A 20,268-nucleotide genomic window follows, 5' to 3' on the forward strand; every position below is an offset into this window, starting at 1 on the left:
GTAGAAAACGTGCCAGAAAAAATTAAATCGTGTAGAATAGCCAACTAGCAAAGTAAAAATAGCATTGATTTTTCCCTAGCAACCCTGAAAATAGGTGTTTCAATCGCTAGGTATTAATTACAGGGTCGGAAACAGAGAATTTACCATGAAAAAAATAGCATTAACTTTAACGATGTTGCTTGGTAGCTTGTCAGCGAGCAACGCACTAGCATTTGATGGCGATGCCGAAGCAGGCAAAGCGAAGGCTGCTACTTGTGCCGCGTGTCATGGTCCAGATGGCAACGCACCTGTAAACATTTATCCAAAAATTGCAGGTCAGCACGCTGACTATATTTATAAGCAGCTAAAAGAGTTTAAGCTAGGTATGACGTCTGGTGGTAAAGAAGGTCGTATGGATCCTGTAATGAGTGGTATGGCTATGCCGCTTTCAGATCAAGATATGAAAGACCTATCTGCTTATTTCGCTTCTCTAACTATGAGTGCAGGTACAACACCTGAAGACGTAGTTGAAGTAGGTAAAAAGTTATACATGGCTGGTGATGCTGAGCGTGGTATTCCTTCATGTGCAGCGTGTCACGGTCCACGTGGTAACGGTACATCACTTGCTAAGTTCCCGAAAATTTCTTTCCAACATCCTGAATATATCAAAGCGCAGCTTGAGAAATTCCGTGATGGCTCACGTAACAATGACATGAATGGCATGATGCGTGATATCGCGAAGAAATTAACAGATAAAGATATTGAAGTACTTTCTAAGTACTTAGGTGGCTTACACTAATCGCTAAGCTACTAAAGTAGTATAGTTTAGTTATCTTTCTGATAATAAACTATATATTAGTCAAAAGGCAGCCTTGGCTGCCTTTTTTGATCCCCGAATACTTGTTAGATAATCCCCATTCCACTTGTAAGACATTTGCCATACATGCGTGTAAGTTATTGCTTAAATTTATCTATTAAATAAGTGTAAGTTATTGTTTTTATTTTGATCACATAAAGCTGATTCAGATCTTTTCAAAAAAAAGGTTATTAACCAGTTGTAACAAAATCATTAAGGAGTAGATTACTACGTGTTGCCAAGACAACAAAACAAAATGGAAACATCGCAACTGGAAGCGTAGGCAGCAATAGTTAGTACTAACTTGGTACTCTATGGATGAACAAGAAAGCGTTAGGAAGACCGAAAATAATAAATAGTCTCATGGAAGTATAAAATAAAAACAATATGGACTATGTACGGAAGCAATAATAAAAATACGGATAGTAAATAAAAATAATAATAAGGCTTAAAAAAGTCGAAGGGAGAAGTGTCCAAGTTTGTGACGCTCAGATTAGATAGGCGGTAGAGAGTAATCTCTGCCGCCTTTTTATTTGTGCCGCGGTGCTTTGCTGGTACAATAGCCGACCAATTTCAAAGTCGGTATCTTATTTATCATGTCAGTATGTGGTTTATGTGGCTCAGACGAGTTACAGCCTTATCACCAAGATAAACGTCGCCGTTATTTACAATGTACACAGTGTGCACTTGTGATTGTTGATGAGCAAGATCGTTTATCTCCTGAAGATGAAAAAGCCATCTACGATACTCACGAAAATAGCTTACATGATGAAGGTTATCGTCGCTTTTTATCTCGTGCTTTTGAGCCGACGATAGAAAGAGTACCTTCACACAGCAAGGGCTTAGACTTTGGTTGTGGGCCAGGGCCTTTATTGGCAGAAATGTTCAAAGAAGTAGGCTTTGAAATGGCTTGTTTTGATTTGTTCTATGCAAACGAGCCCGAAGTGCTGACTAAAACGTATGACTTCATAACGTGCACTGAAGTGATTGAGCACCTATCTCAGCCCGGAGAGGTGTTAGCAAAATTGTTGTCACTACTCGACGCTGGCGGTCCTTTGGTATTGATGACTAAACTGGTTATTGATCAAAATCGGTTTGCTCAGTGGCACTATAAAAATGATTTAACCCATATCGCATTCTTTAGCCGTGAAACATTTGACTATGTCGCGGCGCGCTTTGACTGTCAGGTTGAATTTATCGGCAATGACGTCATTGTATTAACTAAGTCGAAAAAGTAACGGCAGAGAAGATTTATGACTAGAAAGAAAAAATCACGTAAGGTAGCTCAAACGGGCACCCCGCGTTTAAGTAAAGAAAAGCTATTAGAGCTACGCGCTCTAAAAGACCAGCGCAAGAAAAAGTCTAAGGGCGCCAAAGCTGGGTCGCGTAATGCACCAGAGGCGCTTAAAGAAGACAAGCAGGTGACTGCTGGCTCGGGTAATAAAGACAAGCGTTTAGGTAGTAAAAAGCCTATCAGTTTGAAACCTGAAGCGGCTAAGCCAGAATCTGACGAGCCGAAGATGATGCGCCACTTAAAACCTCAGGTTGAGTTAAAAGAAGTGAAGCCATCGATCACTCCTGAGCAAGAATTAGAGCAGTTAGAAAATGATCCACGTCTAATGAAGCTACTGGAGCAGCATGAACGTGGTGAATTGATCACAGGTAAAGATGCTAAGTTCTTCAATCGCTCAGTAGCGCGCCACCAAGAGCTGTGCGAGTTACTGGGTATTGATGATGAATTTGAAGAAGATGACATCATTGAAGACGATCCATTAGAGAACTTCATGTCAGACGATCTGGCAAGTGAATGGTTTGATGACGACGATGAAGAGGATGAGTATAAATAATGGCAACTGAGTGGATCATTGCACTGGTTATTGGTGCACTTATTATTGCTGGTTTATCTTTTTATGCAGGTAAGCTGATTTGGCAAGTAAAAGCCCAGAATGAACTCATTGCCAAAAAACGTGCAGAACATGAAGCTGAGCAAAAGAAAAAGCGTCAAGAGCGCAATGCCAAGCTTGCTGACAGTATTAATCTTATTGCTAAAGCAATGAATCAAAAGCAATGTGAGTATTCTGAAGGGTGTTTGCGTATTTGGGTTCTTATCTCTCAATATGGTTTTGAGAAAGAAGTTAACCTAGAAGAAACTTACCCGGGCATTCATCAAATGTATGAAGTGGTAAAAGACATGCCGACGCACGATGCACGTAAGAAGTACTCTAAAAAAGAAATCTTCAAAATGGACACTGAGCGCTGGCGTGCTGAAGAACGTCTTGAGAAAGACATTCTTAAAGATTGTGAGCAACTGGTTAGCGAGTTCCAAGCCTTACCTGGCAGTGAAAACGTGGTATTCCAGTAATCACTTTAAAAAGTAAAAGAAACGCGACCAAGGTCGCGTTTTTTGTGCTTGTTCCATTAATGACATAAAGCAGCGATAACGTTAAAATCAAAGAAAAAATAAAAGCATAAATATGGATCATTTAACTCGCGTTTATCATTTTCGTTATCTTCGACAGTTGCTTGAGGTGAAGCGCTTTTTAAAAGTTAACCCCAGTCTTTTGCCTGCTGTCATTTACTTGGTTTCAAGTGGTGCGGGTCTGTACTATCTGACGTGTTTGTTGTCTCACTTTGGTTTTGATGGGCTAAAACACATTGGGCTCGGTGACTTTCTTACGATTATTTTTTCAAGCTTTTGGTTACTCGGAGCATTTGTTGCCTTTTTGCTGCTATTCGCCTTCTTTATACCCATAGATCGCGCTTCTTCAAGAATTCAATTTTTATCTATTGGTAAACTTATGAGTGCCATGAATCGGCCATTTTTAAAGATCCCCGTTTTATATGGCTTTAGCTCTTCAGTCATCGCGATTTTTTTTAGTGCAAATATTTTGGCAGAGAGTCGAGCTAGCACCATCAAACATACAAAGTCAGATTTAGTCGAAGTCAGTTTTAACTACCCGGTAAATTGGCTGGGTAAAACGATCACAAAATTAAATAAAGTAAAAGTGGTCGCCAGTACAAGCCGGTATGTGTTTATTTACCACCCTGATACGAAAAAATCGGTAGTAGTCCCTCTGGGAAATATCGCCACTATTTTTAATGTAAAGCGGGGGGATGAATGAATCGTATCACAACTGATGAAGCATATTTCGCTTGGTTTAAATCTTCGTTAGAAAAAAGCAAAGCTTTTTTTTATGAGCATCCCAGTGTGTTGTTGTCCACAACTTATCTGGCGCTCAGTTGCTCAGGTTTGATTTATCTCTATGTACTTGGTCGTGGCGTTGGCGTGGACATTATTAAATACCTAGAGCTTGTTGACTTTATTATGGCTTTTCTAGCGACACCAACCATTTTGTATTCAAGTGTTGTGGCAATAATCACCTCGCTCATTACGGCGTTGCTGATAAAGCGCCATAACAAAAAGCAAGTTAAGTCAGAAGTACATACAGAAGGTTGGAAAAGTTGGATAGAAACTTACCGCATGTACTACAAGATAAACCCTCTTTACTTGATTTCATGTATGATTTTACTCTTACCAAGTGCTTATTCAATCGTAGTCGCTGATTTGGATGCAGAGCGAATTCTTTTGGGTGAAGGAAAAACATATCAGGTTGATTTGGTCAATCCAGTATCAATTTATGAGCAACCCAAGCTTCGTTTTGACCATTTAAAGTTAGTCACAGAAACTGAGCGGTTTAGCTTCTTTTATTCTGTAGAGTTAAAGCAAGTTTTGTTGATTACTCGCGATAATATTGCCAGTGTGCAGCTTGCTAGTCAGGGCTATGATAACTAGTCAAAGTTTAAAGTTGCCTTTTAGATGGACTTTGTTGCCTGCATGGAGTCTATCTAAAGGAAGCCGTGTCTGTTGCGTTTACGGTTGAAAACAGCAAATACAGCCCTGACACAAAGTAGGTGCTACGAGGGTATAGAATCTTTTTCTGGGGTAGGCTTACCAAACGTTTAAGCTAGCTGTTAGAGCGACGTAATCAATGCCCACTGAGCTATATCTATGAAGCTAATATGTTTATCTTGGTTGATCAGGGGAGAGGCCATATTCGTCAACGACTGCTCATTAGATATTTCTTCAGCAAGGCGCTTTTCTTAACAGTATGCTCAGCCGTTAATTTTAAACTTACCCAAATTAAGCAGGCCAATATACTGTATTTCAGGCACAAAAAAACGCCCAACGAGGGGCGCTTTTGATAAAGGAATTGGTTGTGCTAATTAGCCGCGAGGACCAGCTTGCTTAATCGCTTCTGATACATCGTACTTCTCAAAGTTAGCTTGGAAGTCAGTTGCTAATTTAGCTGCGTACTCAGCGTACTTCTCTTTATCTTCCCAAGTATTGATTGGGTTAAGAAGTTCAGTTGCAACACCAGGTACTGCTACTGGTACGTCTAGGTTTAGTGACTCGATGTGTTGAGTTTCAACATCAGCAAGATTACCAGATACGATTGCATCAACAACAGCACGTGTTGTAGGGATGTCAAAACGCTTACCAATGCCGTAAGGACCACCAGTCCAACCTGTATTAACCAGGTATACTTTCGCGCCAAACTCACGCACACGCTTCATTAGAAGCTCTGCGTAAACGCCAGCTGGACGTGGGAAGAATGGTGCGCCGAAACAAGTTGAGAACGTTGACTCGATGTCAGACGTTGAACCGATTTCAGTTGAACCAACTTTCGCTGTGTAACCACTTAAGAAGTGGTAAGCCGCCGCTTCTTCAGAAAGTACAGATACAGGTGGTAATACACCACTTACGTCACATGTTAAGAACACAACTGCTTTTGGCTCACCAGCACGGTTTTCAACTTTACGCTTTTCAACGTGCTCTAGTGGGTAAGCTGCACGCGTGTTTTGCGTTAGGCTTGTGTCGTTAAAGTCTGGTACACGGTTTTCATCTAGTACTACGTTTTCTAGAATTGTACCGAACTTGATTGCGTTCCAGATAACTGGCTCGTTCTTTTGCGAAAGGTCGATACATTTAGCGTAACAACCGCCTTCGATGTTAAATACGCTGCCTGGTGCCCAACCGTGCTCGTCATCACCGATAAGGAAGCGTGTTGGATCTGCCGATAAAGTTGTTTTACCAGTACCAGAAAGACCGAAGAATAGTGCTGTGTCGCCAGCTTCACCAACGTTTGCACTACAGTGCATTGGTAAAACACCTTTTGCAGGAAGTAGGAAGTTCTGAACAGAGAACATCGACTTCTTCATTTCACCGGCGTAATGCATACCAGCCAGTAGTACTTTGCGCTGTGCAAAGTTGATGATAACTGTACCATCGCTGTTTGTGCCATCACGCTCTGGGTCACATACAAATGAAGGTACATTTAAGATCTGCCACTGAGGTAAATCTGATGCATTGTATGATTTAGGTTCAATAAACATGTTCTTAGCGAAGATGTGGTGCCACGCTGTTTCAGTTGTTACAACAACTGGAAGGTAGTGTTCAGGATCTGCGCCAACTTCTAGGTGAGAGACGAAGTGGTCATTTTCCTGTACGTGTGCTTCTACACGTGCCCATAGCGCATCAAACTTTTCAGCATCGAAAGGACGGTTAACATTGCCCCATTGGATTTCAGTTTCGGTGCTTGGCTCTTTAACGATAAAACGATCACTTGGTGAACGACCTGTACGACGGCCAGTTTTAGCTACGAAAGCTCCATTTGCGGCTAAAGTCCCTTCGCCACGGCTAATTGCGTGTTCGACAAGTTCAGCTGCAGTTAAATCGACAAAACGAGTAGCGCTTGATGTCATGTTATTACCTAAATGTGAGAATTGAACGGGATAGCTCTGAGTTCTTAATACTCTTAAGCTGAAATTATAGTAACAGATGAAATTGAGATATTCGAGCCTTTGGAAGGGTTAAAAAGGCATAAATTTGGTAAAAAACTTGAATAATTTCAATGATACCGGTGTCATAAAAAAGCCATTTAAAATGACACCGGTATCATTTTTTAGACATAAAAAAGCCGTCGTTTTGACGGCTTTTTAGCTTATGCTGAGTCAATACTACTTTTAGTTAAAAATAGCCTTGATATCTTGTTCATCAAATCGGTAATTTTTCAGGCAGTAATGACAACTGATATTTACTTCACCGTCTTCTGCCACTTGAGCCAGTAATTCATCTTGACCTACATTCACCAGAGCATTAATGGTTTTATCTCGGCTACAGCCACAAACAAAGTTCAGTTCTTGGGGTTCGAACAATTGTGGATTGTCTTCATGGTAAAGGCGAGTTAGGACCGTTTGAGCATCTAGATCGAGTAATTCTTCATCTTTGATGGTGTTACTAAGTGCTTCTAGGTGAGTGAAATCTTGTTGTGATTTTTCTTTATTTACAGGTAAAACCTGTAAAAACAAACCAGCAGCTTTGAGTTGCTCACCCGAAGTACGTGTCGCAAACCACAAACGCGTCTTTAACTGCTCAGACTGTTCAAAGTAACCTTCTAGACATTCTGCTAAATTATCAGAGGTTAAAGGCACAATGCCTTGGTAGCGCTCACCTTTAGTTGGGGTGATAGTGATAACCATATATCCCTGACCCATTAGGTCCTGAATACTGTTACCCGTTACTTCGCCTTGTAAGCGTGCAATACCGCGCATGTTTTGATTGTGGTCACCGTTTATTACCGCATATTTAACTGGGCCATCACCTTGCAGTTGCACCGCGATATCGCCTTCGAATTTTAAAGTGGCGGTCAGTAGGCTGGTTGCGACTAGCAACTCACCTAATAATTGCTTTACAGGTTCTGGGTAGTCGTGTTCACCGATAATGTCTTTAAACGTTTGTTCGATTTGTACTAGCTCACCACGAACGTCTAACTGATCGAAAATGTAACGGTGTAATAAATCTGATTTCATTTATAAAATCCTAGCTTGATTTTAACTTTAGTAATTCGCGACGTTGTTTTTTATCCGGTTTGGTTTCCGGGCGCGGCGCAAAAAAACTGTTGTTCTTTCTAGCGATGGCGTTTTGCTCTCGCTTTTCTATACTGTGCTCAGCTTCTTCATATAATAGCTGAGCAAGTGGCGCGGCCTGACGCTTGTCATAGACCTTTAAAATCGTCACTTCCTTTTCCTCATAACCCTGAGCAAGGTTGACAGTCGCACCAATTTCAACCGTTTTGCTGGGTTTACAGCGCTGACCGTTATAGTGTACTTTACCACCTTGGATCATTTCTCGAGCAATACTGCGGGTTTTATAAAAACGCGCTGCCCAAAGCCACTTATCTAAGCGAACTGCTTCTATTTGGCTGTTTTGTTCAGAGGATTGTTTTTTCACAACGAGAATACCATCAAGGATTGAGGGATTTGTGAGGTGAAATTTATCATATATTCAGGCCCAACAAAAGCGGGCGCTGTTCACCCTTCCTTCAATATAATGTGGGTAATCTCACGTAATACAAGTGTCACAAAGTTTCACATTTGTACGCTTGTTGAATTAATTTCGTCGCGGTACACTTGGCCGTTCAACAGAATAAGAAAAAGTCTCATATGGAATTACAATTACAACAGTTAACGAGCATATTTCAGAAGTTGCCGCATGCCAAACTCAGTCGTTTGGTGGTAGTACTGACTGTTGTTTATATTGCTTATTTATGCGCACAACTCGTTTGGTTGTTTTGGCCACAACCACAAAGCGCGAACTTAGCACCGCTTTCAAGTTCAGTAAGCAGTAAAACCAATAACGTCAACACGCAAGCGATTATTCAGCAAAACCTATTTGGTGTTGCTAATGAAAAACCAAAAGCCCCCCCTAAGCCTGTCGCACGTGTTTCTGATGCGCCTAAAACAACGTTAAATGTGAAACTTACCGGTATTGTTGCTGTCAGTTTAAATGATACAGCGGGCTTGGCGATCATCGAATCACAGGGGCGACAAGAAACGTACGAAGTAAAAGATGCCATCACTGGTACGCGCGCAAAATTAGCACAAGTGTTGCCTGATCGAGTCTTGCTAGATGTAAATGGCCGTTTTGAAACGCTCATGCTTGATGGTCTTGCTTATACAAAACAAGTTGCTATGCCGGTTTCGGGCCCACGTGAAGTGCGTGACACACAAAGAAAGCCAAGTATCGATCGCTCTGAGTTGGCACAGCGTCGCCAAGAGTTACTAAGAGAGCCTGGTAAGTTACTCGATTACATCAGAATCTCTCAGGCTCGTAGAAACGGTGAGTTAATAGGTTATCGTTTAAGCCCAGGAAAAGATCCTGAGCTATTTAAAAAAATGGGTTTAAAGAATAATGATTTGGCCATTGCAATCAATGGTTATCAACTAACGGATATGAGACAGGCAATGACTGCAATGCAAGAGCTCAGAGAAGCCACTGATGCCACAATTAGCATTGAACGAGACGGTCGTGTGATCGACGTACAATTCAGCCTGTAAGCACAATTTTTGGAGTTAATAATAATGAGAAATAAGCTAGACCTCAGAAAAATCAAAAAAGGGTTAGCTAAGTATGCGGCTCTGATGTTTGCAGCTGGGTTATCGTTATCTGTTTCTGCTGTTGAATACGCAGCGAACTTTAAAGGTACAGATATTAATGAATTTATTAATATCGTTGGTAAAAACCTGAACAAGACCATCATTATCGATCCTAACGTTCGTGGCAATATTAACGTGCGCAGTTATGAATTGATGGACGAAGAGCTTTATTACCAGTTCTTTTTAAATGTTTTAGAAGTATATGGCTATGCCGTTATTGAAATGGACAGCGGCATTTTAAAAATCTTACGTAGTTCAGATGGTAAGAAAAGTAATGTGCCATTAGTTTCAGATAATACTTCGACGGATGGTGACACCTTAGTTACCCGTGTTATTCGCGTTAAAAATGTGTCTGTACAAGAACTCGGCCCGTTAATTCGTCAGTTCAGTGACCAAAAAGATGGTGGTCATGTAACTAACTTCAGTTCTGCCAATGTGATGATGCTGACAGGACACGCAGCGTCTGTAAATCGTCTCGTCGATATTATTAAATCAGTCGACCAAGCAGGCGACACGCTCGTTGAAATTATTGAACTCAAGCATGCAACTGCAGATGATGTGGTAAAAGTGGTTGAGAGTATTTACAAGTCATCTGGTAAAAACAGTATTCCTGATTTCTTAATCCCAAAAGTTGTGGCTGATAACCGTACCAACAGCGTCATTGTCAGTGGTGAAGGTCAAGCGCGCTCTAGAGCGGTAGATTTAGTTAAGCGTTTAGACGGTGAGCTAAAAAGCCAAGGTAATACGCAAGTTTTCTATCTTGATTATGCAAAAGCAGAAGATCTTGTAAAAGTATTACAAGGTGTGAGCAAGACACTGCAAGAAGAAGCGCAAGGCGGTAACAATAAAAGTCGCAGCCGAAATAACAAGAACGAAACTAGCATTGAAGCGCACCCAGACTCAAACTCATTAGTGATCACAGCACAGCCAGATACTATGCGCTCTTTGGCATCAGTGATTAAAAAACTAGATATTCGTCGTGCGCAAGTTTTAGTTGAAGCGATCGTTGTTGAAGTACTAGAAGGCGATGGTATCAACCTAGGTCTTCAATGGATTTCAGAACAAGGTGGCATGCTGCAATTTAATAATGGTAGTAATGTGCCAGTTGGTTCATTAGCTGTCGCTGCAGAGCAAGCGCGTGATAAAACAATTACGAAAAATATTACTGGTAGTGAAACAGGTAAGACAACGCCATATACGGAAACCAAAGAAGGTGACTTAGGTCCTTTAGCGGCATTGTTAGGCGGTGTAAATGGTCTTGCAGCAGGTATCATTAAAAATGACTGGGGTGCGATCATTCAGGCTATTTCGACTGATACGAAATCGAACATTCTAGCTACGCCGTCAGTAACTACGATGGATAACGAAGAAGCCTCGATGATTGTGGGTCAAGAAGTGCCAATCATTACTGGCTCTACAACAAGTGGTAACAACTCTAACCCATTCCAGACGGTTGATCGTCAAGAAGTGGGTATTAAGCTAAAAGTTACGCCGCAGATTAATGACGGTACAGCAGTTCAGTTAACCATTGAGCAAGAAGTATCGAGTGTGAGTGGCGCAACTGCGGTGGATATCGCGGTCAACAAGCGTGCAATTAACACCACAGTTATTGCTGATGATGGTGGTATGGTCATCCTTGGTGGTCTAATTGATGAAGACGTGCAAGAAAGTGTGTCTAAAGTACCATTGTTAGGTGATATCCCAATTTTAGGTCACTTATTTAAGTCAACGAGCACAACTAAGCGTAAGCGTAACCTTTTAGTATTTATTCGTCCGACGATCCTTCGTGACAGCCGCAGCATGAATGAACTTAGTCACTCGAAGTATAATTTTATTCGTGGTGAGCAGCATAAACAGCGCGATGATGGTATCGATTTAATGCCATTTGAAGAGACGCCGGTTTTACCTGAATGGAATGACGCAATGACGCTACCACCAACGTACGAACAATATCTAAAAGAGCAAACAAAGAAAGAGCGCCAAGATGATTGATATAAACAATCAACTAGAAAGTGAGCACTCTGAGCTGCTCACTGACGCGCCATTAGAAGAGGTAGCACGAGAGCTGTCTCTTAAACTGCCTTTTTCTTATGCGCGTCGTGTAAATATGCTGCTAGCCGAAAAAGAAGACGGCCTTAAAGTTTTCTATACGGGTGATTTAAATGTTGCGCATTTGCTAGAAGTTCGTCGAGTAGCAGGCGCTGAATTTAAGCTTGAACAGCTAGAAGCTGAAAAGTTTGAGTTTATGCTTGAAGAAGCTTACCAACGTGATAGCTCCGAGACTCAGCAAATGATGGAAGACATTGGCAACGAAGTCGATTTATTTTCGTTGGCAGAAGAGCTACCGCAAACGGAAGACTTATTAGCGGCTGACGATGATGCGCCGATCATCAAGTTAATCAATGCCATGCTGAGTGAGGCTATCAAAGACGGTGCCTCAGATATCCACATTGAAACCTTTGAACAAGATCTAGTTATTCGCTTTAGGGTAGATGGTGTTTTAAAAGAAGTTTTAAAGCCAAATCGAAAGCTCGCGTCGCTACTTGTTTCGCGTATCAAAGTAATGGCTAAGCTTGATATCGCCGAAAAGCGTATCCCGCAAGATGGTCGTATTTCGTTACGTATCGCAGGTCGTGCCGTCGATGTTCGTGTATCGACTATGCCGTCGAGCTTTGGTGAGCGTGTGGTACTGCGTCTACTCGATAAAAATAATGCGCGTTTAAACCTAGAAGATTTGGGTATGACTGAGCGTAACCGTGAATTATTCAGCGAATTAATTGCCAAACCGCACGGTATTATTTTGGTGACCGGCCCAACAGGCTCAGGTAAGAGTACCACCCTGTATGCTGGTATGAGCCAAATCAATTCAAAAGACCGTAATATTCTAACGGTTGAAGACCCAATCGAATATGAAATCCCAGGCATTGGCCAAACTCAGGTTAACCCGAAAGTTGATATGACGTTTGCGCGAGGCCTAAGAGCAATTCTTCGTCAAGACCCTGATGTGGTAATGGTTGGTGAGATCCGAGATTTAGAAACCGGTCAAATTGCAGTTCAGGCATCACTGACAGGTCACTTAGTAATGTCGACCCTGCATACCAATACGGCTTCGGGTGCTATCACGCGTATGGAAGATATGGGCGTAGAGCCATTCTTACTGTCCTCATCTCTATTAGGTGTGTTGTCTCAACGACTAGTCCGTACCTTGTGTAATGATTGTAAAGAGCCACATCAAGCCGATGAGCGTGAATGTGAGTTACTAGGTGTAGGTAAAGACAGCAATACAATTATTTATCGTCCTGTTGGCTGTGAATCATGTAATTACAATGGCTATAAAGGCCGTACCGGCATTCATGAGTTATTGGTTGTTGATGAAACAGTACGTGAGCTTATCCATAATGGTAAGGGTGAGCAGGCGGTAGAAAAGTATATTCGTACTTTCAGCCCTAGTATTCGTCAAGATGGGTGTTCTCGTGTTCTGAAAGGGCAAACTTCTTTAGAAGAAGTGTTACGAGTAACCCGAGAGGAAGGCTAACCATGGCTGCGTTTGAGTATCGAGCGCTCGATGGTAAGGGCAAAGAAAAGAAAGGCATCTTAGAAGGCGATACCGCGAAACAGATCCGCCAACAACTTCGAGAAAAAGGTATGATGCCTTTAGAAGTAGCGCCTGCTGCTGAAAAAGAAAAGCAGCAATCAGGTGGTGGTTTTAAGCTGTTCACGGGTTATAAGCCCTCTGTCTCTGATATCGCTTTAATCACCCGCCAGTTGGCAACACTTATTCAGTCTTCATTGCCAGTTGAAGCGGCTGTGATGGCAGTGGCTGAGCAGTGCGAAAAGCCTCGACTGAAACGTATGTTGATGTCGGTGCGCTCCAAAGTCGTAGAGGGTTACACGCTCGCAGATGGTATGTCAGAGTTTCCTCATGTATTTGATAACCTATATCGCGCCATGGTGGCAGCAGGTGAAAAGTCAGGCCATTTAGATGAAGTACTTAATCGTCTGGCTGATTACACAGAGCAACGCCAGCATATGCGTAGCCAAATCACTCAGGCGATGGTGTATCCAAGTATTCTTGTGGTTTTTGCTATTGGTATTGTGGCGGTATTACTTGGTACTGTGGTACCAGAGATTTTGAAAACCTTTGAAAAGTCAAAGCAAGCACTGCCTTGGACAACCGAATGGGTAATGGCTGCAAGTAACTTTGTGCAAGCCTATTGGATGCCAAGTTTCATTGGTATTGTGGCCATAACCATTGGTATCAAGCAGGCACTACTGAAACCAAAAATTCGTTTTTGGTATGACACGCAATTATTACGTTTACCAGGTTTAGGTAAAATTAGCCGCAGTATCAACACGGCGCGTTTTGCGCGTACCCTCAGTATTTTGTCTTCCAGTGCCGTACCTTTACTGGAAGGTATGAAGATTTCAGGTCAGGTACTTGAAAACGAGAAGATTAAATCAGCGGTATCTGAAGCTGCAGTCAGAGTCAGTGAAGGTGCAAGCTTAAGAGCGTCCCTCCAGCAAACCAAATTATTCCCGCCTATGATGTTGCACATGATCGCCAGTGGTGAAAAATCGGGTGAGCTAGAGCAAATGTTGGAGCGAGCAGCTAACAACCAAGATAGAGAATTTGAAACCATGGTCAGCGTATCATTAAAGCTGTTAGAGCCGGCAATGATCGCAACTATGGCCATTATTGTGTTGTTTATTGTTATGGCAATTTTGCAACCAATTATGGAAATGAACAAAGCCATCGGCTTATAGTCAAATAAAGAGTTTAAAAATAACAGCTATTAGCAGCTAATGAGGTATTCATTGTGAAAAAGCAATCAGGTTTCTCCCTACTAGAAGTAATGGTGGTACTGGTTATCATCGGTATGATCTTATCAATCGTTGCGCCAAACATTATGGGCCAACAAGAAGAGGCAGCTTTAGATAAAGCGGGTTTAGATATTCAACAGCTTGAAGATGCGATGAACATGTACAAGTTGAAGAATAAAAAGTACCCAACGACTGAGCAGGGCTTAGAAGCACTTGTAACTAAGACGACCATTGACCCTGTACCACGTCGTTTCCCTGAAGGTGGCTTTATTTCTAAATTACCTGAAGATCCATGGGGCAACCCTTACCAGCTAGTTAGTCCTGGCGAAATGGGCAAAATCGATATCTTCTCAATGGGTCCTGACGGTGAAGTGGGCACTGACGACGATATCGGCAACTGGACTGACGAAGACGAAGCGCGTTAATACGTATGCGTTTAGGCTTAGGACAAAATATCAATAAGGCAAAGGGCTTCAGTTTACTTGAAGTCCTTGTCGTACTTGTGATTATTGCCATGTCAGTGAAGATGGTGAGTTACACCTTTGATGATGCCGAAGCCGAAGAGTTAGAAAAACAAGCGCTCAGAGTATACAGAGTAATTAATCTTGCCTCTGAGTTTGCTGTATTAAACCAAATTGAGCTTGGCTTTCACCTTGATAAAAATGTCTTAGAATTTTTAGTCTTTGACGGTGAAAAGTGGTCGGTATTTGATGCTGAAGAATTATATGAACCTATTACATTCGGTAAAGAATACAAAGTTAATCTGAATATTGAGGATTTATCTTGGTCGCAAGACAATTTGTTAGAGCAAGCCAACTGGCGTGAATTAATGGGCACCGGTGATGACGAAAGCTTGCTCGAGTTAAAAAAGCTCAAAGTGCCGCAAGTATTAATCTTATCTTCGGGCGAAGTGAGCGCGTTTCAGCTTAGTGTCGAGTTGTCAGACAGAGATGCTGAGCAAGCGCGTTATTTTATCGAAGGTGAGTTTATTGCCCCCGTTAACTTAAGAGTGGAGCCTGAAGTATGAAGAAGCAATCAGCTGGTTTTACTCTGCTAGAAGTGATGGTGGCTTTGGGGATCTGTGCCATGGCAGGCATTGCTGCTATGCAAGTGACAGGCGAACATGTTTCCCATATCGCCTCGCTAGAAGAACAAACTTATGCATCCTGGGTGGCAGAGAATCGTTTGGTGATGATCCGCGCGCAAGGTGATAAGTGGAATGGTAAGAATAACAACAAAGGTGAAGAAGAATTAGCTGGTATGACTTGGTACTGGCAAGAGAAAGTCACCAAAACCAATGACCCAAGTTTTGTCAAAGTACAAGTTGAAGTATTCAGCGATGCTGAATATAAAAATTCTTTGTATGACTTAAGTACATTCATTTTAAAGGGTAAGTAGCGATGCGATTTACTTGCTCTCAGAAAAACCGTCAGCGTGGTTTCACCTTACTTGAAGTAATGATTGCCTTGGGTATTCTCGGCTTTGTTGTGTTGGCGACACACCAAATATTGAATTCAACGATTCAGGCTAAACAGGGCTCTGAAGAAGTGATTGCAGAATTAGACGCGCTCAATACGACTTTTCGCTTGATGGACCAAGATTTTAACCAAATGACCAAGCGTGAAACGCGTAACGAGGCGGGCGATTTTACACCGAGTTATATTCTTCATGGCCGTTACAATCTAGAGAGTCAATATGATGGCATCGCGTTTGTACGCGATGGCTGGACAAACCCGATTAGTCTATTGCCTCGTTCCGAGTTGCAAGCTGTCGGTTACCGTGTGGTTGATGATAAATTAGAGCGCCTTTATCGTGTCTATGTAGATCAACTAGATGGTACCGAGCCACGCAGCCAAGTCGTATTAGAGAACATTGAAGATTTAAAGTTTGAATTCTTAGACGACAAACAAAAATGGCAAGAAAATTGGGAAAAGAAAGCGCTGCCTTTAGCGGTTTCTGTAACCATTAAAATGCAAGAGATGGAGCCTATCACGCGTTTTTTCCTCACACCGGGTGATGGCAAAGTAGCGAGCACTTCATCAAACACAAATAACGGCAATAACACTGGTGGTGGGAGAACTGGCCCATGAACCAGTTAACCTATAAGCATGGCCAACAACAAGGCGCAGCACTGATCATTGTTTTGTTCATTGTCGCGCTTGCAGCCGTTATCGCCGCTGAAATGGCGACGAATTTAATGATCCAAGTTCAGCGAGCACAAAATATTCAAACCCATCAGCAAGCAAAATGGTATAGCTATGGTGCGGAAGAGCTGGTGAAAAAAGTCCTGATAGAAAGTAAGAAAAAAGACCCTGAGAAAGTACATTTAGGTCAACCTTGGGCGCTAGAAGAAACCCCGTTTCCAGTAGACCATGGAACTTTGAGTGGGCAAGTGACCGACCTTCAAGCGTGTTTAAACCTAAATGCGCTGCGCGCACCAAAAGCACAAAATGCCAGCATTAATGATACCAACCCTGCGCATAAAGCCTTTTTAGAGCTGTTGAAAAACATAGAAGACCTACCGTCAGATGAAAGTGAAGAAACCTTAGCTGACAGTGTATATGATTGGCTTGACGCCGATAGTATCACGTTTCGTTCGGGTGCAGAAGAAGACGAATATATGTCGCTACGTACACCTTATCTAACTGCAAATAATGCATTTGCGTCAGTGTCTGAATTACGTGTGATCAGAGGCTTTAATCCATTAGTCATGGAAAAGTTGCTCCCTTATGTATGTGTTATTCCTGGTAGTGAAGAATTAAAAATTAACGTGAATACCATTTTGCCAGAACAAGCATTATTGCTGAGTGCATTAATCGATGGATTAAGTGAATCAGATGCGCAAAGCATCATCTCTGCACGTCCAGAGCAGGGGTATGACAAAGTGGAAGATTTTCTCTCTGAAGCCACCGCCCAAGGGGCTCAGAATATTAAGCAAGTAACCGATCTATTTACCGTAAATAGTGACTATTTCAAGTTGCGCGCAAAAGCCATGTTCGATGAACGGCTTTTCACAATGACCTCAATTATTCAAATAAAAGAAGGTCAAGCGAGCATACTGGCGCGAAAATTTGGAGGCGTACAGTGACAGAAAAATTATTGATCCGTATTGATCAATCCGCCAAACAGGCTATCCATTGGTTGGTCTATTCAACCGACCAGCAAATAATAGCCAGTGGTGAATACAAACAACTATCAGATTTGGCTGAGTTAACAGAGAAAGCGCAAGGTAGAGAAACTAGCGTATTGCTTTCTGCATCTATGGTGCAGTTAAAAACCATTGAACTACCAACAAAGTGGAATAGAAAACTAGAACAAGCATTGCCATTTATGTTGGAAGAACAACTGGCTTGTGATGTCGATGATGTATTTATTGCAATAGGTGAGCCGGGCGTTAAAGATGACAAACCGACCATTAATATAGCATTGTGTGATCGAGCTTTACTTGCTGAGTTATTTGCAGCTTTAGATGAGTATCAGATTTTTGCGAAGCAAGTTCTGCCAGATGCACTGTTGCTGCCTGAGCAGGCAGAAAATGAACTCGCTGTTGTGGAGCTTGATGGCCAATGGCTATGTCGCTTAGGGCAGTGGCATGCATGTGTGATTGAGCCAAGCTGGGGGGCTGATTACTTGCATGCATCAGCGGTCGAAAAAATTTCTCATTACAGTCCTGCTGACGCCTTGCCAGAGGTGGCGCCTAAGGTTGCAAAAGAGGCAGAATATGAACTGCCGCTTGCATTACTGGCTAAAAACTTAACCAGCACAGTATTCAATTTACGCCAAGGCATTTTTGCCGCGAAGAAGAGTACGCCACAATGGTGGAAAGATTGGCAGTCAGGTTTAATTGCGGCATCAGTGGCTTTGTTTGGCTTTGTAGTTGTTCAAGGCATTCAAGTTGTGCAACTGAAAGATCAGGCCGAGAAGGTGAGAGCTGAAGCGATTGCAACTTATCAACAAGCATTTCCAAATAAGCGAGTACGAGAAGCGCTACTTAGACGTCAAATTGAAGGTGAGTTAAAAACCATTTCGGCGACCAAACAAGGTGGCTTCTTAGATTTGGCGGACAAGTTTGTTTCAGTTTATAGCCAAGTCAAAGATTTCCAGCCTGAGACTTTACGCTATGACCATAAACGTAATGAATTGCGTATTCGTGTAAAAGCCAAAGACTTCCAAGTGTTTGGTCAAGTTAAAACGATTCTTGAGCAAAAAGGTTTAACAGTGCAGCAAGGCTCATTAAATAACGATGGTGATGCTGTGATTGGTGAAATTAGATTGCGAGGTGATGTATGAAACAACAAGCAATCAACTACTGGGGTTCGCTAAAAGAGCAAGAACAGCGTTTACTTATTATCGCGGGTGTTGTCTTTATTGTTTTCGTTTTAGTGATGGGAATATTAAAGCCACTCAATAAGGCAGTTGCTGATGCTGAGCAAAAACTGAAGCGTGAGCAAAATTTTCAAGTGTTTGTTGAACAAAGCATTGGAAAGTTGAAAGCGGCTGGTAATTCTGCCCGTACTTCTTCAGGCAATTTATCGCAACTCGTGAATCGCAGTCGAGGCCGCTATGGCATTGTTATCAGTCAGATGCAGCCAAATAACGACAGTCTTCGTGTGAATATTGAAAGTGTCGAGTTTAATAAATTAGTTGGTTGGCTTGATGAACTTGTACATCAACATGGTGTCACTGTGGCAAACCTAGATATTTCACAGGGTGAAGACACAGGTTTTGTGCGTGTAAGTCGATTGGTGTTAGAGAAGTAGTATGAAGCAAAAAATTTATTTAGTTCTATTGTTTATTTTCTCGTTTTTGGCTTTTGCTCTATCTCAGCTGCCAGCATCAGTTGCGGTGCAAGTCGCACAAGGTTACTTGCCTAAAAACGTGGCTTTCGGTAATTTGACTGGCTCACTCTGGCAGGGGCAAGTCAGTGAAATACGCGTCAATAAGGTTCAGGTTTTCAATGTTCGTTGGCAGTTAGAGCCTACCGCTTTACTAACAGGCAACCTTGCTGGTGATTTAATTTGGGGTAACCCGAGAGCAAGCGAAGAAATGTCAGGAAAAAGTCATTTCAGTCTTTCACTGTTAGACCAACAAGCGAGCTTGAAAGATGCAGTACTGCGTTTTGAAGTTGAGCAGTTAATGGGGCAGTTAAACCTTCCGCTACCTGTCAATGCAACGGGTCGCGTTATTTTTAACATTGATCAGTTTGAAAGTGGCAAACCTTACTGTCAGCAAATTAAAGGCGATGTATTTAGCCCAAATATTCGTGTTGAAGGGTTAACTGGTTGGTTCTCCATTGGTGAGTTGGGCGCGGATTTAAACTGTAAATCGGGTGATTTAGCTGCGGTGGTTCAGCCAGATAATCTATTGGGTTTGCAAGCGGATGTTCATTTAGGAAACAACTTTCAATTTAAAGTTGCTGGTAACGTAAAACCAGATGCCTCATTACCGAAAGAAGTGCATGATGCGGTTAAATTCTTAGGTCGTCCTGATGCCCAGGGTCGTTATCCGGTGAACTTGTAAGGCTTGTTATGTTTGAGTTTTCGTTTACAGAGCAACATAAAGCGTTGCTCATCGATTATTTGTCTAGCACAGAGCAGGCTCTGCCTTATGCTGTTTGTGAAGGCTACCTGTTTGCAATCATTTGCAGCCCAGCAGGTATTGAAATGGAGCAGTGGCTAACAATCGTCAGTGGCGGTGATGAGCAAATTGCAGAAGAGCATGTTTTTTCTTTAATGGCACTGCATCACGATATCAGTGAGCGGGTTTTTTCAGGTCAGTTCCAGTTACCATACTCGTCAACAGCTGTAGTTGAGTTGCAGCAATGGAGCCAGGGCTTTTTAGCGGGTATTGAGCACTTTTATGCTGAGCTAGTTAATAGTGCAGTTTTAAATGATGAGCTTAAACAAGCATTGATCAGTAGCACAGAGCAACTAGGGTTTTTCTCTCTAGAGCAGTCACAAATTGCAGCCTACTGTGATGCCAATAATGTTGAGCTAAATTGTTTTTGTCAGCAACAACATTCAATTGCGAACGAATTTGCCATGGCCTATGTGCAATTAGTAGAAAATGCTGCTGTTGAAAGTGGCTTATATGATGAAGAGAGTTAAAGCACTGAG

22 protein-coding genes are annotated in these 20,268 nt (G+C 42.1%); 19 read left to right on the forward strand and 3 right to left on the reverse strand.

From position 1 onward, the window contains the following. The first annotated feature begins 145 nt into the window (after window positions 1-145). The 6 genes from AC1HJP_RS16770 to AC1HJP_RS16795 all read left to right on the forward strand — a co-directional run bounded on the left by AC1HJP_RS16770 (window position 146) and on the right by AC1HJP_RS16795 (window position 4,628). Window positions 146-778: a c-type cytochrome gene (locus AC1HJP_RS16770; RefSeq protein ID WP_058031249.1), complete on the forward strand. Its 633-nt coding sequence runs from the start codon at window positions 146-148 to the stop codon at window positions 776-778. A gap of 653 nt (window positions 779-1,431) precedes the next feature. Beyond that, a complete protein-coding gene (locus AC1HJP_RS16775; RefSeq protein ID WP_480362759.1) occupies window positions 1,432-2,073 on the forward strand; it encodes a class I SAM-dependent methyltransferase in 642 nt (213 codons plus the stop codon). 15 nt (window positions 2,074-2,088) lie between these two features. Beyond that, window positions 2,089-2,682: a Der GTPase-activating protein YihI gene (gene yihI / locus AC1HJP_RS16780; protein ID WP_480362760.1), complete on the forward strand. Its 594-nt coding sequence runs from the start codon at window positions 2,089-2,091 to the stop codon at window positions 2,680-2,682. Beyond that, a complete protein-coding gene (locus AC1HJP_RS16785) occupies window positions 2,682-3,197 on the forward strand; it encodes a DUF2489 domain-containing protein (protein WP_058031246.1) in 516 nt (171 codons plus the stop codon). Before yihI ends, AC1HJP_RS16785 begins: the two co-directional genes overlap by 1 nt. A gap of 112 nt (window positions 3,198-3,309) precedes the next feature. After that, window positions 3,310-3,957 (forward strand): hypothetical protein, encoded by a 648-nt coding sequence (locus AC1HJP_RS16790; protein WP_138477841.1) that lies wholly within the window; start codon window positions 3,310-3,312, stop codon window positions 3,955-3,957. Next, entirely contained in the window at window positions 3,954-4,628 is a 675-nt protein-coding gene (locus AC1HJP_RS16795; protein WP_480362761.1) for a hypothetical protein, read from the forward strand. Before AC1HJP_RS16790 ends, AC1HJP_RS16795 begins: the two co-directional genes overlap by 4 nt. 431 nt (window positions 4,629-5,059) lie before the next feature. Here AC1HJP_RS16795 and AC1HJP_RS16800 read toward each other — a convergent pair whose 3' ends face one another. From AC1HJP_RS16800 to hslR, 3 genes are all read right to left on the reverse strand, one after another. Beyond that, a complete protein-coding gene (locus tag AC1HJP_RS16800; RefSeq protein WP_058031243.1) occupies window positions 5,060-6,598 on the reverse strand; it encodes a phosphoenolpyruvate carboxykinase in 1,539 nt (512 codons plus the stop codon). Between the two features lie 261 nt (window positions 6,599-6,859). Continuing rightward, window positions 6,860-7,705 carry an Hsp33 family molecular chaperone HslO gene (hslO, locus tag AC1HJP_RS16805; RefSeq protein ID WP_480362762.1) on the reverse strand — a complete coding sequence of 282 codons (846 nt, stop codon included), beginning with the start codon at window positions 7,703-7,705 and terminating at the stop codon, window positions 6,860-6,862. Between the two features lie 10 nt (window positions 7,706-7,715). Then, on the reverse strand, window positions 7,716-8,126 hold the full coding sequence (gene hslR / locus AC1HJP_RS16810; RefSeq protein ID WP_058031241.1) for a ribosome-associated heat shock protein Hsp15: 411 nt from the start codon (window positions 8,124-8,126) through the stop codon (window positions 7,716-7,718). Window positions 8,127-8,338: 212 nt separating this feature from the next. On the opposite strand from hslR, the gene gspC reads away from it, so the two are divergent. The 13 genes from gspC to AC1HJP_RS16875 are packed head-to-tail and all read left to right on the forward strand — an operon-like array spanning window position 8,339 to window position 20,259. Continuing rightward, complete coding sequence (gene gspC / locus AC1HJP_RS16815) at window positions 8,339-9,232, forward strand: type II secretion system protein GspC (RefSeq protein ID WP_138477846.1); 894 nt, start codon at window positions 8,339-8,341, stop codon at window positions 9,230-9,232. 24 nt (window positions 9,233-9,256) lie between these two features. Further along, on the forward strand, window positions 9,257-11,323 hold the full coding sequence (gspD, locus tag AC1HJP_RS16820) for a type II secretion system secretin GspD (RefSeq protein ID WP_480362763.1): 2,067 nt from the start codon (window positions 9,257-9,259) through the stop codon (window positions 11,321-11,323). Beyond that, complete coding sequence (gene gspE, locus AC1HJP_RS16825; RefSeq protein ID WP_480362764.1) at window positions 11,316-12,866, forward strand: type II secretion system ATPase GspE; 1,551 nt, start codon at window positions 11,316-11,318, stop codon at window positions 12,864-12,866. The genes gspD and gspE overlap by 8 nt, the downstream gene beginning before the upstream one ends. A 2-nt stretch (window positions 12,867-12,868) precedes the next feature. Then, window positions 12,869-14,095: a type II secretion system inner membrane protein GspF gene (gene gspF, locus AC1HJP_RS16830; RefSeq protein WP_138477851.1), complete on the forward strand. Its 1,227-nt coding sequence runs from the start codon at window positions 12,869-12,871 to the stop codon at window positions 14,093-14,095. Window positions 14,096-14,148: 53 nt separating this feature from the next. Continuing rightward, window positions 14,149-14,577 carry a type II secretion system major pseudopilin GspG gene (gene gspG, locus AC1HJP_RS16835; RefSeq protein WP_138477852.1) on the forward strand — a complete coding sequence of 143 codons (429 nt, stop codon included), beginning with the start codon at window positions 14,149-14,151 and terminating at the stop codon, window positions 14,575-14,577. Window positions 14,578-14,582: 5 nt separating this feature from the next. Continuing rightward, window positions 14,583-15,179, forward strand: coding sequence for a prepilin-type N-terminal cleavage/methylation domain-containing protein (locus tag AC1HJP_RS16840; RefSeq protein ID WP_480362765.1), 597 nt, complete (start codon window positions 14,583-14,585; stop codon window positions 15,177-15,179). Further along, a complete protein-coding gene (gene gspI, locus AC1HJP_RS16845) occupies window positions 15,176-15,550 on the forward strand; it encodes a type II secretion system minor pseudopilin GspI (protein WP_058031235.1) in 375 nt (124 codons plus the stop codon). Before AC1HJP_RS16840 ends, gspI begins: the two co-directional genes overlap by 4 nt. Before the next feature lie 2 nt (window positions 15,551-15,552). Then, window positions 15,553-16,242 (forward strand): type II secretion system minor pseudopilin GspJ, encoded by a 690-nt coding sequence (gene gspJ, locus AC1HJP_RS16850; RefSeq protein WP_480362766.1) that lies wholly within the window; start codon window positions 15,553-15,555, stop codon window positions 16,240-16,242. Further along, entirely contained in the window at window positions 16,239-17,240 is a 1,002-nt protein-coding gene (gspK, locus tag AC1HJP_RS16855) for a type II secretion system minor pseudopilin GspK (protein ID WP_421964861.1), read from the forward strand. The genes gspJ and gspK overlap by 4 nt, the downstream gene beginning before the upstream one ends. Next, window positions 17,237-18,442 (forward strand): type II secretion system protein GspL, encoded by a 1,206-nt coding sequence (gene gspL / locus AC1HJP_RS16860; protein WP_480362767.1) that lies wholly within the window; start codon window positions 17,237-17,239, stop codon window positions 18,440-18,442. The genes gspK and gspL overlap by 4 nt, the downstream gene beginning before the upstream one ends. Beyond that, a complete protein-coding gene (gspM, locus tag AC1HJP_RS16865) occupies window positions 18,439-18,912 on the forward strand; it encodes a type II secretion system protein GspM (protein ID WP_480362768.1) in 474 nt (157 codons plus the stop codon). Before gspL ends, gspM begins: the two co-directional genes overlap by 4 nt. A 1-nt stretch (window position 18,913) precedes the next feature. Beyond that, a complete protein-coding gene (locus tag AC1HJP_RS16870) occupies window positions 18,914-19,672 on the forward strand; it encodes a type II secretion system protein N (RefSeq protein WP_480362769.1) in 759 nt (252 codons plus the stop codon). Window positions 19,673-19,680: 8 nt separating this feature from the next. Beyond that, the gene (locus AC1HJP_RS16875; RefSeq protein WP_480362770.1) at window positions 19,681-20,259 is read left to right on the forward strand and encodes a UPF0149 family protein; all 579 of its coding nucleotides are present in this window, start codon (window positions 19,681-19,683) and stop codon (window positions 20,257-20,259) included. Window positions 20,260-20,268 lie beyond the last annotated feature (9 nt).

This window comes from Pseudoalteromonas sp. NFXS53 (assembly GCF_056629255.1).

Bases quoted from the DNA above. Each gene is read 5' to 3' on its own strand.
- gspM (WP_480362768.1), top strand. From the start codon at position 18,439: ATGAAACAACAAGCAATCAACTACTGGGGTTCGCTAAAAGAGCAAGAA.
- AC1HJP_RS16775 (WP_480362759.1), top strand. From the start codon at position 1,432: ATGTCAGTATGTGGTTTATGTGGCTCAGACGAGTTACAGCCTTATCAC.
- AC1HJP_RS16840 (WP_480362765.1), top strand. From the start codon at position 14,583: ATGCGTTTAGGCTTAGGACAAAATATCAATAAGGCAAAGGGCTTCAGT.
- gspD (WP_480362763.1), top strand. From the start codon at position 9,257: ATGAGAAATAAGCTAGACCTCAGAAAAATCAAAAAAGGGTTAGCTAAG.
- hslO (WP_480362762.1), bottom strand. From the start codon at position 7,705: ATGAAATCAGATTTATTACACCGTTACATTTTCGATCAGTTAGACGTT.
- gspJ (WP_480362766.1), top strand. From the start codon at position 15,553: ATGCGATTTACTTGCTCTCAGAAAAACCGTCAGCGTGGTTTCACCTTA.
- gspI (WP_058031235.1), top strand. From the start codon at position 15,176: ATGAAGAAGCAATCAGCTGGTTTTACTCTGCTAGAAGTGATGGTGGCT.
- yihI (WP_480362760.1), top strand. From the start codon at position 2,089: ATGACTAGAAAGAAAAAATCACGTAAGGTAGCTCAAACGGGCACCCCG.
- AC1HJP_RS16790 (WP_138477841.1), top strand. From the start codon at position 3,310: ATGGATCATTTAACTCGCGTTTATCATTTTCGTTATCTTCGACAGTTG.
- AC1HJP_RS16785 (WP_058031246.1), top strand. From the start codon at position 2,682: ATGGCAACTGAGTGGATCATTGCACTGGTTATTGGTGCACTTATTATT.
- AC1HJP_RS16770 (WP_058031249.1), top strand. From the start codon at position 146: ATGAAAAAAATAGCATTAACTTTAACGATGTTGCTTGGTAGCTTGTCA.
- AC1HJP_RS16875 (WP_480362770.1), top strand. From the start codon at position 19,681: ATGTTTGAGTTTTCGTTTACAGAGCAACATAAAGCGTTGCTCATCGAT.
- gspF (WP_138477851.1), top strand. From the start codon at position 12,869: ATGGCTGCGTTTGAGTATCGAGCGCTCGATGGTAAGGGCAAAGAAAAG.
- AC1HJP_RS16795 (WP_480362761.1), top strand. From the start codon at position 3,954: ATGAATCGTATCACAACTGATGAAGCATATTTCGCTTGGTTTAAATCT.
- gspK (WP_421964861.1), top strand. From the start codon at position 16,239: ATGAACCAGTTAACCTATAAGCATGGCCAACAACAAGGCGCAGCACTG.
- AC1HJP_RS16870 (WP_480362769.1), top strand. From the start codon at position 18,914: ATGAAGCAAAAAATTTATTTAGTTCTATTGTTTATTTTCTCGTTTTTG.
- gspE (WP_480362764.1), top strand. From the start codon at position 11,316: ATGATTGATATAAACAATCAACTAGAAAGTGAGCACTCTGAGCTGCTC.
- gspC (WP_138477846.1), top strand. From the start codon at position 8,339: ATGGAATTACAATTACAACAGTTAACGAGCATATTTCAGAAGTTGCCG.
- AC1HJP_RS16800 (WP_058031243.1), bottom strand. From the start codon at position 6,598: ATGACATCAAGCGCTACTCGTTTTGTCGATTTAACTGCAGCTGAACTT.